We start from the raw sequence: 15276 nt of genomic DNA, 5'->3' as shown, positions 1-15276 counted from the left end.
GGTCAGCTTCCGGCCTGCCGGCTCGGTATGCCGCTGTCCGGAAGATCCCGGTTGAGGACGTCAAGTCCAAAGGCCATCGCCAGGTTCTCGGGCTTCAAGGCCTCCTCGGGCGGTCCGTGCATCAGGACCTTGCGCATGAGCAGCACCGCTTCGTCGCACAGTTGCGGCAGTGCGTGCAGGTCGTGCGTGGAAAGGAGGATCGTGCAGCCGTCCGCGGAAAGCTCCCGCAGGAGCCTGCTGATGGTGGCTTCCGAGCGCTTGTCCACCCCGGCAAACGGCTCGTCCAGGAGCATCGTGGTGGCACCCTGGGCTATCCCCCGGGCCACGAACGCGCGTTTCTTTTGGCCGCCGGAGAGCTGCCCGATTTGCCGGCCTGCGAACTCCGAGAGTTCCACGCGGTCGAGTGCATGGTCGACGGCGGCACGGTCGGCTTTGGAGGGTCGCCGCGTGAATCCCTGATGGCCGTAGCGGCCCATCATCACCACGTCATGGACGGACAGCGGGAACTGCCAGTCCACATCCTCGCTCTGCGGGACATACCCGATGCCGCCGGCCTTGCGGGCTATGGCCGGTGATTCCCCGTGGATGAGGACCCGGCCGGCGTCGGGCTTGACCATTCCCATGATCACTTTGAAAAGCGTGGACTTTCCGGAGCCGTTCATGCCGATCAGCCCGCAGATCCGGGCCGCGCCAAGCGTCAGCGACGCGGCGTCGAGCGCCAGGACCTCGCCGTAGTGGACGGTGACGCCGTCCACCAGAATTGCCGGACTGCTCATGATGAGGCTCCCGTCAGGGCTGCTGTGATGAGATTGGAGTCGTGCCGGATGAGATCCAGATACGTGGGCACGGGGCCACCGGATTCGGAGAGCGAATCCACGTACAGCACGCCGCCGAATTTGGCGTTTGTTGCGCCGACTACCTGCTGCATCGGCGCGTCCGAGACGGTGGATTCGCAGAACACTGCGGGGACCTGGTTGGCTTTCACATATTCAATGGCCCGGGTAATTTGCTGCGGGGTCGCCTGCTGTTCCGCGTTGACGGCCCAGATATAGACCTCCCGGAGTCCGGCATCACGCGCCAGATAGGAGAAAGCGCCTTCGCACGTGACCAGTGCCCGCTGGCTCTCCGGGACGCCGGCGAGCTTCTGGATCATCTCGTCCTTCACCGTCTGAAGCTCGGCTTTGTAGGCTGCGGCGTTGGCCTCGAACACGGCGGCATTCTCCGGATCAAGTTTCGAGAACGCCGTGACCATGTTGTCCACGTAGAGCTGAACGTTTACCGGGGACATCCACGCGTGCGGGTTCGGTTTGCCCTGGTAGGAGTCTTCGCCGATCTGCATGATTTCCACGCCATCACTTACAACGGCGTGCGGAACGTCCAGCCCTTCCACGAATTGGCTGAACCACGCCTCGAGGTTCAGCCCGTTGTCCAGAATCAGGTCCGCTGCGGAGGCTTTCCGGATATCGCCCGGAGTGGGCTCATACCCGTGGATTTCGGCGCCGGGCTTGGTGATCGATTCGACCCGCAGCTTGTCCCCGGCCACGTTTTGGGCCACGTCGGCGAGCACCGTGAAGGTGGTCAGCACCACCGGCCGCCCGTCGTCGGGCGTCTCGCCGGCCGCGCCGCTGCAGGCCGCCACCGTCAGGACGAGAGTCGCCGTGACGGCGGCCACAACAGCCTGACGAATACTTTTGGCGCACCGAAACAGTTTTTTAGGCATACCGAATATTCTACGGGGCGCCGGCTTCCGCCCGCAACGCGTATCCGGAGGAACGATAGGCTAGTGGCATGGGCACAGCTCTCCGCAGACCACCGGCGCCGAACCCGGAGCTATACCGGTTCTCCCGTCTCGATTTGACCACCGCCTCGCTCTATGTGGCCGTGGCGGGCTTCTTCACGCTGGGCGGTGATCTGCTGGCTCCGCTGCTGGTCCAGCTCTCGCCCAACCTGGCCGTGGCGTCCTACGGCGTGAACCTGATCTTCTACGGGACCATCGGCGTGCTCGCTTTGGCGGCGGTCCGGACCATCGCGGCACGTGATGTGAGGATTCTCGCCACCCGGCCGTGGTTCACCCTGCTCATGGTTCCGGTGTCGCTGGTGGCGATGCTGATCCTGACGGCGGTTCTGGTAGCGCTCAGCGGCCCGGTCCAGACATCCGCGAACCAGGCCGGTCTACAGGCGCTGATGCAGCAGGTGCCGGCGTGGCTGATGGTGCCCTTGCTGGTGATCGTGGGCCCGTTTGTCGAGGAATACATCTTCCGGCACCTCCTGATCGGAAAACTGAGCCGTCGAATCAACCTCTGGGCCTGCTGCGCGTTGTCCGTGGTGCTGTTCGCGGCCCTGCACATCGTCGGACAGGAAGCCGTGACGCTCCAGGCCCTGATGCCTTATCTCGCGATGGGCGCCGTCCTGGTGTTCGTCTATGTCTGGACGGGAAAGAACGTCATGTTCGCCTACCTCGTCCACGCCGCGAAGAACCTCCTGGCGGTCATTTTCATTTACGCGGTCCCGCCCGACGTCCTTGAGCAACTGCAGCAAATCCAGCCGTAGAACCCGTTCCCGAAAAAGCGCGGGGTCAATGAGTTCTGTATCAGCTGAGGCAATTACTAGACTCTGACTGTGAGCAACGAAATCCCCGCCAAGGTATCCGACGTCTTCGACCCGTCCCGGTGGCGCACTGTGTCCGGCTTCGACGACTTCCAGGACATGACCTACCACCGGCAGGTGGAACGATCCGCGGACGGATCGATACTCCGGGACCTGCCCACCGTCCGGATCGCGTTCAACCGGCCCGAGGTCCGCAACGCGTTCCGGCCCGGCACCGTGGATGAGCTTTACCGCGCCATGGACCACGCCCGGATGACCCCGAACGTCGCCACCGTGCTGCTCACCGGGAACGGGCCGTCCGCCAAAGACGGCGGGCAGTCCTTCTGCTCCGGCGGGGACCAGCGGATCCGCGGCCGCGACGGATACCGGTACGCAGACGGCGAAACACAGGAGACCGTCGACCCTGCCCGTGCCGGCCGGCTCCACATCCTGGAAGTCCAGCGGCTCATGCGCACCATGCCCAAAGTGGTTATCGCCGTCGTGAACGGCTGGGCGGCGGGCGGCGGCCACTCCCTCCATGTGGTCGCGGACCTCACGATCGCGTCCCGGCAGCATGGAAAGTTCAAGCAGACCGACGCCACGGTCGGCAGTTTCGACGCCGGCTACGGCTCCGCGCTGCTCGCCCGGCAGATCGGCCAGAAGGCCGCCCGCGAGATTTTCTTCCTTGCCCGTGAATATTCTGCCGAGGACATGGTGCGAATGGGCGCCGTCAACGAGGCCGTGGACCACGACCGGCTCGAGGACGTGGCCCTGGAATACGCCGCGGATATCGCCCGGCAGTCCCCGCAGGCGATCCGGATGCTCAAGTTCGCCTTCAATCTGGCCGATGATGGGCTGGCCGGCCAGCAGGTCTTCGCCGGTGAGGCCACGCGTTTGGCCTACATGACGGACGAGGCGGTGGAAGGCAAGGAGGCCTTCCTGGAGAAACGTGATCCGGACTGGTCCAACTTCCCGTACTACTTCTAGGACACACGCCATGACTTCTGGATCCGTGATTTCCGGACCCCTGGACATCGACCCCGCGTTGAAGGCTCTGGCCGCCGCCCTCCACGGCGAGGGGCCCGCCGTCGAACTCTCAGCCGATCAGGACGGCAACACCGTGGTACGGCTGGTGGAGACGCCCGGCATCGACGATGCCGCCATCGTGGTGCGGACTTCAGGATCCACCGGCACGCCGAAAGCCACGGTCCTCACCGTCGAGGCGCTCGCCGCGTCCTCGATGGCGACCGCGTTCGCACTCAAGGGGGAAGGGCAATGGCTGTTGGCGTTACCGCTGCAGTATGTGGCAGGCATCCAGGTGTTGGTCCGGTCGTTGTTCGCCGGAACGCGGCCCTGGGTCATGGACCTCAGCGACGGCTTCACGCCCGAGGCGTTCACCGCCGCGGCGCTGGAACTCACCGACAAGTTCCGCTTCACGTCGCTGGTGCCAACCCAGCTTAAACGGCTCCTGGATTCGCCGTCCCCGGAAACCATTGCCGCACTCCGGCGCTTCAACGCAGTCCTGATCGGCGGCGCGCCCGCCGCGCCCGAACTGCTCGCGGCGGCCCGCGACGCCGGGGTCCGGGTTGTGACAACGTACGGCGCCGCGGAATCATGCGGCGGCTGCATCTATGACGGCTTCCCGCTGGAGAACGTCCTGGTCCGGGTGGATGCCGAGGGCCGCATCCTGCTCGGCGGCGCCACCCTCGCCGCGGGATACCTGGGCGCCCCGGACCTGACTGCCGGGACCTTCGTCGAGGAAGATGGCGTCCGCTGGTACCGCACGGGCGACCTGGGTGCCATCGATGCGGACGGGAAACTCACCGTCGCGGGCCGGGTGGATGACGTCATCATCACCGGCGGCGTCAAAGTCTCCGCTGCCCGGGTGGAGTCGGAGTTGGAGAAGCTCGACGGCGTGCTGGCCGCCTTCGTGACCGGCGTCCCGTCTACGGAATGGGGCCAGGCCGTGGCCGCATACGTTGCGCTGGCCGACAGCTCACCGGAGGGTATCGAGGCTTTTAAGGCCGGTCAGCACGGTTCCTGGGGGGCGGCGCTGGGTCGCAAGGCTCCGAAAACCGTGCAGGCCGCGGCAGAATTGATGATGCTCCCGAACGGGAAGCCGGACCGGCTCGGCATGGCCATTCTGCTGGACTCGCTGCATCAGGGAAGATAGACAGGCCGCACCCGGCCCGTCCGAACCGTTACCCGCACCCGAACAACACGAGGTATTGACCGTGGCCACAGCCGCACAATGGACCCAAGGCGCCCGTCTGCGCACCCTTCCCGCCGCGATTGCCCCGGTCCTGATCGGCACCGCGGCCGCTTACGAGCTGGGTTCGTTCCGTCCCGTCAACGCCGTGCTGGCCGCGCTCGTTGCCCTGCTGCTGCAGATCGGGGTGAACTACGCCAATGACTACTCCGACGGCATCCGCGGCACCGATGAGGACCGGGTGGGCCCGCTGCGGCTTGTCGGCTCCGGCGCGGCTAAGCCGGAACACGTCAAGTGGGCGGCCTTTGGGGCGTTCGGGATCGCCATGCTGTTCGGCCTGGCCCTGGTGATCATCACCCAGGCGTGGTGGCTGATCCTGGTGGGGCTGGGCTGCGTTCTGGCGGCCTGGGGGTACACAGGCGGCAAAAACCCGTACGGCTACCTCGGGTTGGGTGACGTGTTTGTGTTTGTCTTCTTCGGGCTCGTGGCCACGCTGGGAACCACGTATACGCAGGCCGGACAACTCAGCCTCCCGGCCGTCATCGGGGCCATCGGCACGGGGCTGATCGCCGACGCACTGCTGATGGCAAACAATGTCCGTGACATCCCCACTGACCGGAAGGCCGGGAAGAAGACCCTGGCCGTGCGGCTCGGGGACAAGCACGCCCGCGAAAGCTACGTGCTGATGCTGGCCCTCGCCATCCTGCTGGTGATAGTCCTGGCTCCCGCGCGGCCATGGATGCTCATTGTGCTGCTCCTCATCCCGGCCAGCCTCATGCCGTCCTGGCTGATGATTTCCGGACGACGCCGCAAGAGCCTCATTCCCGTGCTCAAGCAGACCGGGCTAATCAACCTCGGCTACGCGGCGCTCTTCTCCGCAGGCCTGGTCCTAAGCCACGGCTTCTAAGCGCCCGTTCTTCGGGGATCCAGGGCCCTAGGAGTCCTCGGGGCGCTTGTCCCGGCGGACGGTAACGTCCGGATGGGCATCGACCAGGCGGTCTTCGGCGTCGGCGTCGGCAACTTCCCCGGCACTGCGGAGCGGTTTGGCCTTGCCCGAGAAGCGCTCGTGCAGGTTCGCCGTCGCGGCGTCCCGCTGCTTTTTGAAGAACAGGTAGCTGATGGCGAAAGCCATCGTACCGGCGCATACGACGGCGAGCAGCCAGCCAAGCTGCAGGTATACGAAGACGGCGAACAACGGCACAAAAAGCGCCAGACGGATCAGGGTGTATTTGAGGAAAGCCACCGTCCCAGTTTAGCCGTCCGGCGGGACGCACTGTCCCGCCGGACGTGAGGAGGGCCGGACACCCCGCGACCACCGCCGCGCCCACGGCCGGCAGCGCTGGATCAGGATCGACGCCGGGACCTGCCCCGGAGGCTTAGACTGGAGATATGCTCCGTGTTGTAGTTGTGGTCGCCGTTCTCGTCGTATTTGTCTATGGACTCATCGATGTGATCCGGACTGACGCGCGCCAGACGAAGGGAATCTCCAAGCCTGCCTGGATAGTCGTGCAGGTCGTCCTCCCCGTCATCGGCGCCGTCCTCTGGTTCCTGATCGGCCGCCCTAAAGGCACGGGCCCCCGCGCCCAGCAAGTACCGCCAACCCGTCGCGCCGGATGACGACCCCGAGTTCCTGCGCAATCTGGAACTCCGTCGCCGCAATCAGGCGGAAGCAGATCGGCTCAAAAAGCTCAAGGACGAACTCGACGCCAAGGAACACAAGCTCGACGACGGCACCGGCGACGCGCGCGGAGGCAACAGTTCCGGCGACGCCGGTACCGACGAGGTCAAGTAGGTCTCCTCCGGACGCCCTCATCCCGCCGCCCATTTGTCACAAATGGCCGGTATGCGCCGGCCTTGGCGGCCTTATGCGACAAATCGCAGCGACACTCCGGCTAGTCGACCCCTGATCCGGAGTCTGATCCGGACCCAACTTCTCCCCCACACCGGGCCTGCGGCGCGCGTCGCCGGGGTGAGCCGGCGCCGGACGCGGGCAGCTGATCTGGCAAGTCCCTGCTACTGAGTCCGGGCCGCCCCTGGCGCCACGGAGAGCCTGCTGGAACGCGCGCGTGCATTGACGGCCGCAACCGGCGCCGTCGTCAGCCATACCTCGGCCGCGGAGTTGTGGGGTTTCCCGCTGCCGCTGTCCCTTAACCGCTGCACCCTCGTCCACCTCACGTACCCGCCGGGCCGGCACGCGGTACGGCGCATGGGCACCATCGGCCACCAAAAAGTCCTGCAACCTGACGAAGTCACTGCCGGTCGCCTGGTGCAGTGCACGTCTGCGCTCCGCACCTGGTTCGACCTCGCGGGAATCCTCAGTCTCGACGAGTTGGTGATAGCCGGGGACTTCTTGCTCAGGCGGAAGAACCCGGCGTCCACGACCGCGGCGATGGATGCTTTTCTCGCAGGAATGCGGGGCAGGAGCGGCTATCGTCGCGCACTTCAGGCGCGGACACTGATCCGGGCTGGCACGGATTCGCCGAAGGAGACTGAACTCCGGCTGCTCCTGATCCGGTATGGCCTGCCCGAACCCGGCATCAACGTGCCATTGTTCGACGGGACCGGCCGCTGGATCCAGGATCCGGAGACATCACGCCGACCCGGCTCAGCGACGCAGCGACATCTCTCGGGATGAGAATGCCAGGGACGCAGGATGGCGGGTGGTGGTTCTGACACGGTGGGATCTCACGCCCTTTGGCGCGGGAAGGGAGCCACGCGCCGTGACCCGGGTTCGGGCGGCCTCGATCGAGCGCGGTTGGAGCCCGGAGCCACCCTCCCGGATGGGCCAGCCCCGCCCTGCCCTCACCCCAATGGACGCAAATGGCTAAGCCCGTCGCTTAGCGGCCATTCGTGGCAAACCGGCGGGCAGCCCGACGTCAGGCGGTCCAGCGGCAGCCCGCAGCTGCTGCCCCCGTAGCGGCTGCCGTTACGTGGCTACAGCCCCGAGTAGGAGTGCAGGCCGTTGAAGAACTGGTTCACGATCGTGAAGTTGAAGACCACGCACAGGTAGCCGACGATCGAGAGCCAGGCCCGCGCGGGTCCCGGTCCAGCCGCGGGTGGCCCGGGCGTGCAGGTAGCCGGCGTAGACCACCCAGATCACGAACGTCCAGACTTCCTTGGTGTCCCAGCCCCAGAAGCGGCCCCAGGCCTTCTCTGCCCAGATGGCACCGAACATCAATGTGAAGGTCCAGCCGACGAAGGCAATCGCGTTGATCCGGTAGGAGAGGTTTTCCAGGCTCAGCGCGGTCGGCACGAGGCGCATAAAGCCCAGCTTGTCCGCCCCGCCGGCCGCGATGGTCTTTTGCCGGTGCGCCTGGACGAGCTGCAGCGCGGACATGGCGAAGGTCAGGGTGAACAGCGCGGAGGACAGCACGGCGATGGAGACGTGGATGATCAGCCAGTAGCTCTGCAGCGCAGGCACGAGGTGGCCCACGGGCGTCCAGTAGGCCACGGATGCCGCGACCAGCATGATGATGGCGAGGCCAGTCACGAACGTCCCGAGGAAGCGCAGGTCGCGGCGGATCAGGGCCAGCAGGAACACGGCCACCGCCACGAAGGCTCCAGTGGTGAGGAATTCGTACATGTTGCCCCACGGCACCCGGCCCGAGCCGAGCGCACGCGTCAGCACACCTGCGGCGTGGATCGCCACGCCCAGGATTGTCAGCGCGACGGCGACCCGGGCCGGAACGCGGCGATCGCCGGCGTAGCGCATGTCGCCGTCGGCGGTCCGGCCGACGCCGGAACCGCCCCTGGCGCTTCCGGCAGTAGCCGACGTCGGGCGCTCGGCGCGGCCCACGGGACCGCTGAGGTGCGAGTCGACCCGGTCACTGCTGCCGGCTCCCACGCTGGCCGGAACGCGCGCGGCCACGGCGGAGGCCGCGCCGGAAAGCTCCGCGGCCTTGAGGTCCACGGCCCGCAGCATCTTGCTGCTCTTGGCCAGGTCCCACGCGAACGCGATGAAGGCCACGGTGTAGGTGCCGGCCGCCAGCAGCATAAAGAGCTCGCTGTACTGGCCCATGGTTTCGTTAATGGCGGGCATTACTGATCCTTCTTTGGCTCGGGTGAGCCGGTTGTTGACGGGGTCAGGCCGGCTGCTGGCTCCGGGGATTCGTTCTGGTTACCGGCGCCGGACGGGTCGGTGGCAATCCGGCCGGCTGCAGCCCGGTCATTATCCGCTGCGGGGCTGGGAGCAGACTGTGAGGATGTTTCAGCAGCAGCTCCTTCAGCGGCGGAAGTATCAGGCGCCAGATCCCATTGAGCAGCCAGGAGCTTGCGGATGGCGGAGGCTTCACCGGCGAGCCGGTGGTCCTCGCCGCGGGCCAGGAGGCCGTATTCCACCATCGTGCCGCCGCCCGCGTGGGCAGCAGTGCAGACCCAGACCCGGCGGCGGTTCACGTACAGCGACGTGACGAGGCCGGCCACGGCCAGGAGGGCAAAGATGAGCGCGTAGAGCTGGCCGGGGTTGTGGTGGATATCGACGCCGATGTAGCGCTTGATGCCGTCGAAGGTGATGGTGCCCTTGCCGTCCGGGAGGACCTGCGTGCTGCCGGGCACCAATATAATGCCCTTGGTATCCAGGTCCCGCGCGTTGAGCCGCGTCAGGTCCTTGACATCCAGCTCGAAGACGTTCTGTGGGGCACCCTCGTCGAGGCCGAGGTTGCCGTAGTACGAGTTCAGCGTCAGTTGCGGGTTGATCAGCTCGGGATCGCCGCTGAAGGAGACGCCCTCGTCGGTGATGAACGCGGTGGGCAGGAAGAAGCCGGCGAAGGCGAGCTGGTCCGGCTTAGCATCGGGAACTTTGATCACGACGGAGGAATAGTAGTTATCACCCTGCAGCTTGGCGATCACCGGTCCCTGCAGGGCGATGTTGCCGTCGCCGTCGCGGACGGTGACGACCGGGGCGTAGCCGTTGCCGGTCAGGTAAACGCTCGTGTCTCCGAGGGTCAGCGGATCGTTGACCTTAAGCACTTCCTGCTTGGCGGGCGCGTCCGGATCGTCCTTGGTGGTCACCTCGGCCGTGAAATCAATGGGCTGTCCGAACTTGCCCTGGGATTCGCGGTCGAAGGTGATGTTGAACTTTTCCAGCTGGACGGAGTAGGGCTGGAGTTGGCTGCTCTGGAAGTTGGTGCCGGGCGTGAACTGGTCATAGCCCACCAGCGTATTCACGAAGGTGTCTCCCTCGACCAGGATCCGCTGGCCGCTGTAGCCGAACAGGCCACCGGCCGCGACGGAGATCAGGACGCCGATCAATGATGTGTGGAAGACCAGGTTGCCGGCTTCCTTCAGCAGGCCGCGCTCGGCTCCCACGGATGGCCGCGCGCCGTCGCTGTCCCGGATGTCCACGCGGTAGCCGCGCTTCTTCAGAATTGCTGCCGCGTCCTTGATGGCGTCCGACGCCGGGATCCCGGCGTCGGCGGGGATCACCAGAGTCCCGTTTTCAGGCAGCCGGGAGAGCCGCGCGGGAGTGCGCGGAGGCTGGGAGCGCATCGCCTTGTAGTGCACGATGGCCCGCGGCACGACGCAGCCGATCAGTGAGATGAACAGCAGGATATAGATGGCGGAGAACCAGGCCGAGGAGTACACATCGTAGAGCTGCAGCGAATCCAGGAGCTTCCCGTACTCCGGCCGGTCTTTGATGTACTGCGTGACGATCGAAGGATTGGCCGGCCGCTGCGGGAACAGGGAACCCGGAACGGCCGCGACAGCCAGCAGCAGCAGCAGGAACAGTGCGGTCCGCATACTCGTCAGCTGGGTCCAGGCCCAGCGGAGCATGCCCATTGGTCCCAGAGCCGGCAGGACGGCGTCGGTCTTGGCCGCAGCCAGGGCGTCCACGCCTGGCTGACCGTCTGTGCTGGCCGGTGAGGCGGGGCCGGCGGCCACCGTGTCCGCGTCGGACGCTGCGCCGGCGGTCCAGGACTTGTTGTTTTCGTTCACTCGCTCGCTCATCAGATCGGCAATTTCACATCGGTTTGGAACCAGTACTGCAACTCGGAGACCCAAGTCCCCCACACGCCGCTGGCCATCAGCAGGCCCAGCACGATCAGGATGCCGCCGCCGGTGCGCTGGATGGCGAGCCGGTGCTTGCGGAAGAAGGACATCACACCGATCCCGCGGCGGACGGCCAGCGCGATCAGCAGGAAGGGAATGCCCAGCCCAAGGCTATACACGAACGCCAGGAACGCCCCCTTCGCCGCCGACGATCCGCCGGACAGGCTGAGCAATTGCACAGCCGAATAAGTCGGCCCGATGCACGGCGCCCAGCCGAGCCCGAAGGTGATGCCCAGCAACGGCGCGCCCCATAGTCCGGCAGGGGGCTTGGCCTGGATTTTGGCGTCGCGCTGGAACCAACCGAATCCGCCCATAAAAACGACCCCCATGATGATCACCAGGACGCCGAGGAGCTGGATAATCCACTGGTTTTGCGATCCGGTGATCAGCGTCCCCAACTGCCCAAAGGCCCCGCCGAGCAGCACAAAAATCACCGAAAAACCCAAAACAAAGAGCCCGATACCGGCCAGCATACGGCCGCGTTTTTGCTGTTGGAGGTCAACGCCGGTCAGCCCCGTCACGTAGCCCAGGTAACCGGGCACGAGCGGCAGCACGCACGGCGAAAGGAACGAGACCAGGCCGGCGAGCAGGGCTACCGGGACAGCCAGCAATAGCGAGCCGCTAAGAATGGCCTCGGCGAAGGGGCTGTTCACGTCGGGGATCCCTACTCTGCCACGGCGGCGGCGATGAGGGACTTGAGCGTGCCCGGCTGGATTTCACCGAGGACGCGGGAGGCGACTCTGCCCTGCTTGTCCAGTACGAGAGTGGTGGGCACGGCGCCCGGCGGTACCAGACCGGAAACGGCCAGGAGCACCGCGCCGTCTTTGTCGTTGAAGCTCGGGTACGTGAGGTTAAACGTTTTGTCGAACGCTTCGGCGGTGGCTTTCTCATCGCGAAGGTTCACGCCGAAAAACTGAACACCCTGGCTTTTGAATTCCTGATGCAGGGCCTCCAGCGCGGGCGCTTCCACCCGGCAGGGGGCGCAGGCCGCGAACCAGAAGTTCAGGACGGTGACCTTGCCCTGAAAAGCGTCCGGCGTCACAGCCGTTCCATCGAACAGTGTTCCCTCGATAACAACCGGATTTTTTCGGTCGGCAACAGCGAATTCCGTCACCGATCCGTCGCCGGCAACGTAGTTTTTGTTGTCTCCGGCTTTGGCCTGTTTGGCGAGGGCGTCTTCCTGGGCGCAGCCGGACAGGCCCAGCACCACAGCCAGGGCCGATCCACCGGCGGTCAGGACGGAGCGGCGTGACGGGGCTTGAGCGGCGTAGCTGCGTGGCATGCTCAGGCTCCTGGCGTGCTGGCGGCACCGGGGAGAAGTGCGGCAGCGGGCTCGCTGTAGTCAACACGGACGATCGTTCCGGCGTCGTCGAACACGAGGGAGGTGAGGGACGTCAGTGTGCACTCGCGCTTGCGCGGGTCGTGCCACAGGGGCTTATTTTCGGCGCTCAGGCGGGTAGCCCAGATGGGGAGCTGGTGGCTGACGAGAATGGCTTCGGCCCCGTCGCCGCCGAGCTCGATGGCTTTGAGGCGCGCATCCTGCACGGCTGCCAGGACTCGGGCGGACTGCTCCTTGTACGGCTCGCCCCAGGACGGGCGGAGGGGGTTCCGGAGATGGACCCAATGCTTGGGCTTCAGGAGCTCAGCTTTGGAAACCTTGAGCCCTTCGAAGTAGTTGGCCGCCTCAATGATCCGGGCCTCGGTCACGATCTCAAGGTTGAGCGCGTCGGCGATCGGCTGTGCGGTCTCCTGGGCCCGGGTCAGCGGGGATGCCACAAGGTGCACGAGTTTCGCTCCCTGAGCGGCACGGTCGCTGAAGTGGCCTGCCAGGACTCCGGCCATCTCCTGACCGAGTTCGGAGAGGTGAAAATCCGGCAGCCTGCCATACAGGACGCGATCGGGATTATGGACCTCGCCGTGGCGGAGCAGATGAACGGTTGCTTGGGGCATGTGTACCAGTTTCTCAAAGGGCAGGGTCAATGACGAAATCTTCTACAGGAAGTAGAACTGGGAAGTTTGACGAAATGTTCCCCAGGGGCGGAATAAAAGATGCAAACGCATGTTTATACTGGATGCAGCAGTTGGTTGAGATTTCAACTAATGAAGTTTCAACCAACGACCACACCAAAACACGCACCACTTCACCCGACACAAGGAGAACCACCATGGCACTTCCCGCCAACGTCACAACCGGCACCTGGACCCTCGACAACTCACACAGCGAGATCGCCTTCACCGTCCGCCATGCCGGCATCAGCAAAGTCCGCGGCCAGTTTAAGGACGCCGCAGCCACCCTGGACCTGACCGACGATGTCGCCGGCTCCACGGTCAGCGCCAGGATCCAGACCGCCAGCTTCGACTCCGGCGACGCGAATCGTGACGGTCACGTCCGCGGCGAGGACTTCTTCGACGTCGAGAACTTCCCGGAGATCTCCTTCGTCTCCAGCAGCCTCGTTCCGAAGGGCGACGCATACGAGCTCCAGGGCGAACTCACGATCAAGGGAGTAAGCCTCCCCATCGCCCTCGACACCGAGTTCAATGGCGTGGCCGTGGATCCCTTCGGCCAGACCCGCGCGGGCGTCAGCGCCGTGACCACCATCAGCCGCAAGGAATTTGGCCTGACGTGGAACGCCATGCTCGAGGCCGGCGGCGTCCTGATCAGCGACAAGGTCGCTGTCAACCTGGAGCTTGCGTTCATCGCTCCCGCTGCCTAGGCAGAGCTGACCCGGCTACCCGCTACGCAGCCCAGAACCCCGCTTCACGCGCGTCTACTTCGACGCCGTGACGCGGGGTTTCTGCTTTCTTTCGCGAGCCTGTGGCGGCGGCCGGATGCTGCATCCGGCATTGCCGACTCGGGAGCGCCCGGGTCCAAATTCCCTAGATAACGCGCAGCGGCCGGTCTACAGTGAGTGCCATGAGCGACCCTAAGGATGTACCGCCGCGGCAGCAGCCGGATGCCCACGATGAGTCCGGCAGCACCGGTCCGTCCGCCAGTTCCGAACCCCCCAAGGTTCCGCCGGTTCCCGAGGGCTACGACGCTCCGCCGCCAGGCTACCAGCAACCGCCGAGCTACCAGCAGCCGCCGAGCCAACCGGCGGCCGGCCAGCAGCCCCCGGGCTACCAGCAGCCGCCGAGCTATCCCTTGCCCGGTCAGCAGCCCCCGTATCAGCCCGGTCAGCCGGCCCCGGCGGGCGGGATCCGCTTCGAAATGCCCACGGACCGGCCACGGAGCTTCAACGATGTCATGCCCACGGGCGGCTTCTCAAGCATGTTCAGCGTGACCGACATGCCAACCGAGTTGAAGGTGTCCTACTGGATCTGGCTGATCGGCGGGCTCCTGGGGCTCCTCGCCGGCGTCGTCGGTATTTTCGGTTCCTTCGTTCTTTTTGCCTTCGCCCCGGCCGTGGGTTTCGTCGTGCTCCTCCTGGTCCTCGCGGCTCTGGCCATCGCGGCAGCCCAGATCGTGCTGGCCATGAAGATGAAGGAGGGCCGGGAGTGGGCGCGCTTTGCGCTGACTATTGTGGCCGGCATCTCGCTCGTCCTGGTCATCGTCAACTCCGGGGCCGTCGGTGGCCGCGGTGGCGGCAACTGGCTGAGCTTCTTCATCAGCCTCGCGGCGACCGTGCTGATGTGGCTCCCGAACGCGCAGGCGTGGTTCGCCGCCCACCGCGGCAGGGTTTAGGACTGACTGCCAGCCCTGCGGCATGGCCGGTTGATGGGCGCGGACGGCTCGCGGCTCGGGCAGGGCAGCACTGTCGGCGGGGCGGGATTCCCGCGCGGGAATGATCCTCGCCGCGGCCTGCCCGCGATACGGTGGAAGTAAGCCATGCCGGGAGCAGGGCAGGCTCACTGATCCCGGCAACCGAACCGCCGACCGACATACGAAGGGCCACAGAATGAGCAACCCCCCAGTCCAGCCCCCGGCTCCTGACAGCCCTGAGCCCCGCGATCAGAAGACACCTGGCTACGGCCAGCCCCCGCAGTACGGCCAGCAGGCACCCCAGCCCCCACAGTACGGCCAGCAGGCACCGGGCTACGGCCAGCCCCCACAGTACGGCCAGCCCCCGCAGTACGGCCAGCAGGCACCGGGCTACGGGCAGTCCCCCTATGCCAACGTCCCGCCGGGCCAGCCGCAGGGTCCAGGCGGGATGCCCAAGATGGTCAACACTGCGTTCTGGCTGATCATCGGGGCGGGTGCAGTCTGGGTGATCTCCCTCCTGCTGTCCCTCGGCTCACTCGACAACGCCGAGTTCCGGAGCGTCTTCGAGCAGCAGATGGCAGCAGGCGGCGCCGCCATCGATTTCGATACGGTCAAGGACTTCATAGTGTGGACAATCGTGGCATTCGCCGTGATCAGTGCCGGCCCTTTACGCGCTCGTTGCGTTCAACGTCCGTAAGGGGAAGAACTGGGCACGAATCCTCGGTACGGTATT

17 protein-coding genes and 1 pseudogene are annotated in these 15276 nt (G+C 65.6%); 9 read left to right on the top strand and 9 right to left on the bottom strand.

The genetic code is table 11. The features are described 5' to 3' along the window. Window positions 1–2: 2 nt before the first annotated feature. Entirely contained in the window at window positions 3–776 is a 774-nt protein-coding gene (locus KY499_RS14510; RefSeq protein ID WP_123254655.1) for a metal ABC transporter ATP-binding protein, read from the bottom strand. Continuing rightward, window positions 773–1720, bottom strand: coding sequence for a metal ABC transporter substrate-binding protein (locus KY499_RS14505; RefSeq protein WP_123254656.1), 948 nt, complete (start codon window positions 1718–1720; stop codon window positions 773–775). Before KY499_RS14505 ends, KY499_RS14510 begins: the two co-directional genes overlap by 4 nt. 68 nt (window positions 1721–1788) lie before the next feature. Between KY499_RS14505 and KY499_RS14500 the strand changes: the two genes are divergently transcribed. The 4 genes from KY499_RS14500 to KY499_RS14485 all read left to right on the top strand — a co-directional run bounded on the left by KY499_RS14500 (window position 1789) and on the right by KY499_RS14485 (window position 5702). Next, the gene (locus tag KY499_RS14500; RefSeq protein ID WP_219885687.1) at window positions 1789–2550 is read left to right on the top strand and encodes a CPBP family intramembrane glutamic endopeptidase; all 762 of its coding nucleotides are present in this window, start codon (window positions 1789–1791) and stop codon (window positions 2548–2550) included. A 69-nt stretch (window positions 2551–2619) separates the two neighbouring features. Then, on the top strand, window positions 2620–3573 hold the full coding sequence (locus KY499_RS14495; protein ID WP_123254658.1) for a 1,4-dihydroxy-2-naphthoyl-CoA synthase: 954 nt from the start codon (window positions 2620–2622) through the stop codon (window positions 3571–3573). A 10-nt stretch (window positions 3574–3583) separates the two neighbouring features. Then, window positions 3584–4759 carry an AMP-binding protein gene (locus KY499_RS14490; protein WP_219885686.1) on the top strand — a complete coding sequence of 392 codons (1176 nt, stop codon included), beginning with the start codon at window positions 3584–3586 and terminating at the stop codon, window positions 4757–4759. A 61-nt stretch (window positions 4760–4820) separates the two neighbouring features. Continuing rightward, window positions 4821–5702: a 1,4-dihydroxy-2-naphthoate polyprenyltransferase gene (locus KY499_RS14485; RefSeq protein ID WP_123254732.1), complete on the top strand. Its 882-nt coding sequence runs from the start codon at window positions 4821–4823 to the stop codon at window positions 5700–5702. A 27-nt stretch (window positions 5703–5729) separates the two neighbouring features. Here the strand turns inward: KY499_RS14485 and KY499_RS14480 are convergent, their stop codons facing one another. After that, window positions 5730–6038: a DUF4229 domain-containing protein gene (locus KY499_RS14480; RefSeq protein ID WP_123254659.1), complete on the bottom strand. Its 309-nt coding sequence runs from the start codon at window positions 6036–6038 to the stop codon at window positions 5730–5732. A 146-nt stretch (window positions 6039–6184) separates the two neighbouring features. On the opposite strand from KY499_RS14480, the gene KY499_RS18365 reads away from it, so the two are divergent. Continuing rightward, window positions 6185–6412 (top strand): PLD nuclease N-terminal domain-containing protein, encoded by a 228-nt coding sequence (locus KY499_RS18365; protein WP_258190803.1) that lies wholly within the window; start codon window positions 6185–6187, stop codon window positions 6410–6412. On the opposite strand, the gene KY499_RS18360 is transcribed toward KY499_RS18365, so the two are convergent. Continuing rightward, the gene (locus tag KY499_RS18360) at window positions 6357–6608 is read right to left on the bottom strand and encodes a hypothetical protein (protein ID WP_258191130.1); all 252 of its coding nucleotides are present in this window, start codon (window positions 6606–6608) and stop codon (window positions 6357–6359) included. The two genes, KY499_RS18365 and KY499_RS18360, sit on opposite strands and share 56 nt — an antisense overlap. 258 nt (window positions 6609–6866) lie before the next feature. Between KY499_RS18360 and KY499_RS14470 the strand changes: the two genes are divergently transcribed. Further along, complete coding sequence (locus KY499_RS14470; protein ID WP_258190802.1) at window positions 6867–7430, top strand: hypothetical protein; 564 nt, start codon at window positions 6867–6869, stop codon at window positions 7428–7430. Between the two features lie 299 nt (window positions 7431–7729). Here the strand turns inward: KY499_RS14470 and ccsB are convergent. From ccsB to KY499_RS14445, 5 genes and pseudogenes are all read right to left on the bottom strand, one after another. Beyond that, window positions 7730–8834 (bottom strand): annotated as a pseudogene (gene ccsB / locus KY499_RS14465) (c-type cytochrome biogenesis protein CcsB). Continuing rightward, the gene (locus KY499_RS14460) at window positions 8834–10741 is read right to left on the bottom strand and encodes a cytochrome c biogenesis protein ResB (protein ID WP_219885685.1); all 1908 of its coding nucleotides are present in this window, start codon (window positions 10739–10741) and stop codon (window positions 8834–8836) included. The pseudogene ccsB and the gene KY499_RS14460 overlap by 1 nt, the downstream one beginning before the upstream one ends. Then, window positions 10741–11496: a cytochrome c biogenesis CcdA family protein gene (locus KY499_RS14455; protein WP_123254662.1), complete on the bottom strand. Its 756-nt coding sequence runs from the start codon at window positions 11494–11496 to the stop codon at window positions 10741–10743. Before KY499_RS14455 ends, KY499_RS14460 begins: the two co-directional genes overlap by 1 nt. Window positions 11497–11507: 11 nt before the next feature. Further along, window positions 11508–12125 carry a TlpA disulfide reductase family protein gene (locus KY499_RS14450; RefSeq protein WP_123254663.1) on the bottom strand — a complete coding sequence of 206 codons (618 nt, stop codon included), beginning with the start codon at window positions 12123–12125 and terminating at the stop codon, window positions 11508–11510. 2 nt (window positions 12126–12127) lie between these two features. Next, window positions 12128–12793, bottom strand: a complete 666-nt coding sequence (locus tag KY499_RS14445) for a histidine phosphatase family protein (RefSeq protein ID WP_123254734.1) — start codon at window positions 12791–12793, stop codon at window positions 12128–12130. A gap of 215 nt (window positions 12794–13008) precedes the next feature. Here KY499_RS14445 and KY499_RS14440 point away from each other — a divergent pair, with 215 nt between their 5' ends. The 3 genes from KY499_RS14440 to KY499_RS14430 all read left to right on the top strand — a co-directional run bounded on the left by KY499_RS14440 (window position 13009) and on the right by KY499_RS14430 (window position 15240). Beyond that, on the top strand, window positions 13009–13557 hold the full coding sequence (locus KY499_RS14440) for a YceI family protein (RefSeq protein ID WP_123254664.1): 549 nt from the start codon (window positions 13009–13011) through the stop codon (window positions 13555–13557). Between the two features lie 200 nt (window positions 13558–13757). After that, the gene (locus tag KY499_RS18355) at window positions 13758–14525 is read left to right on the top strand and encodes a hypothetical protein (protein ID WP_258190801.1); all 768 of its coding nucleotides are present in this window, start codon (window positions 13758–13760) and stop codon (window positions 14523–14525) included. Between the two features lie 214 nt (window positions 14526–14739). Further along, window positions 14740–15240: a hypothetical protein gene (locus tag KY499_RS14430; protein ID WP_308813051.1), complete on the top strand. Its 501-nt coding sequence runs from the start codon at window positions 14740–14742 to the stop codon at window positions 15238–15240. The last annotated feature ends 36 nt before the right edge of the window (window positions 15241–15276 follow it).

Origin of the sequence: Arthrobacter sp. PAMC25284 (assembly GCF_019443425.1) — a bacterium.
Taxonomy (GTDB): Bacteria; Actinomycetota; Actinomycetes; order Actinomycetales; family Micrococcaceae; genus Arthrobacter; species Arthrobacter oryzae_A.
This window is presented reverse-complemented; position numbering and strand designations above follow the sequence as displayed.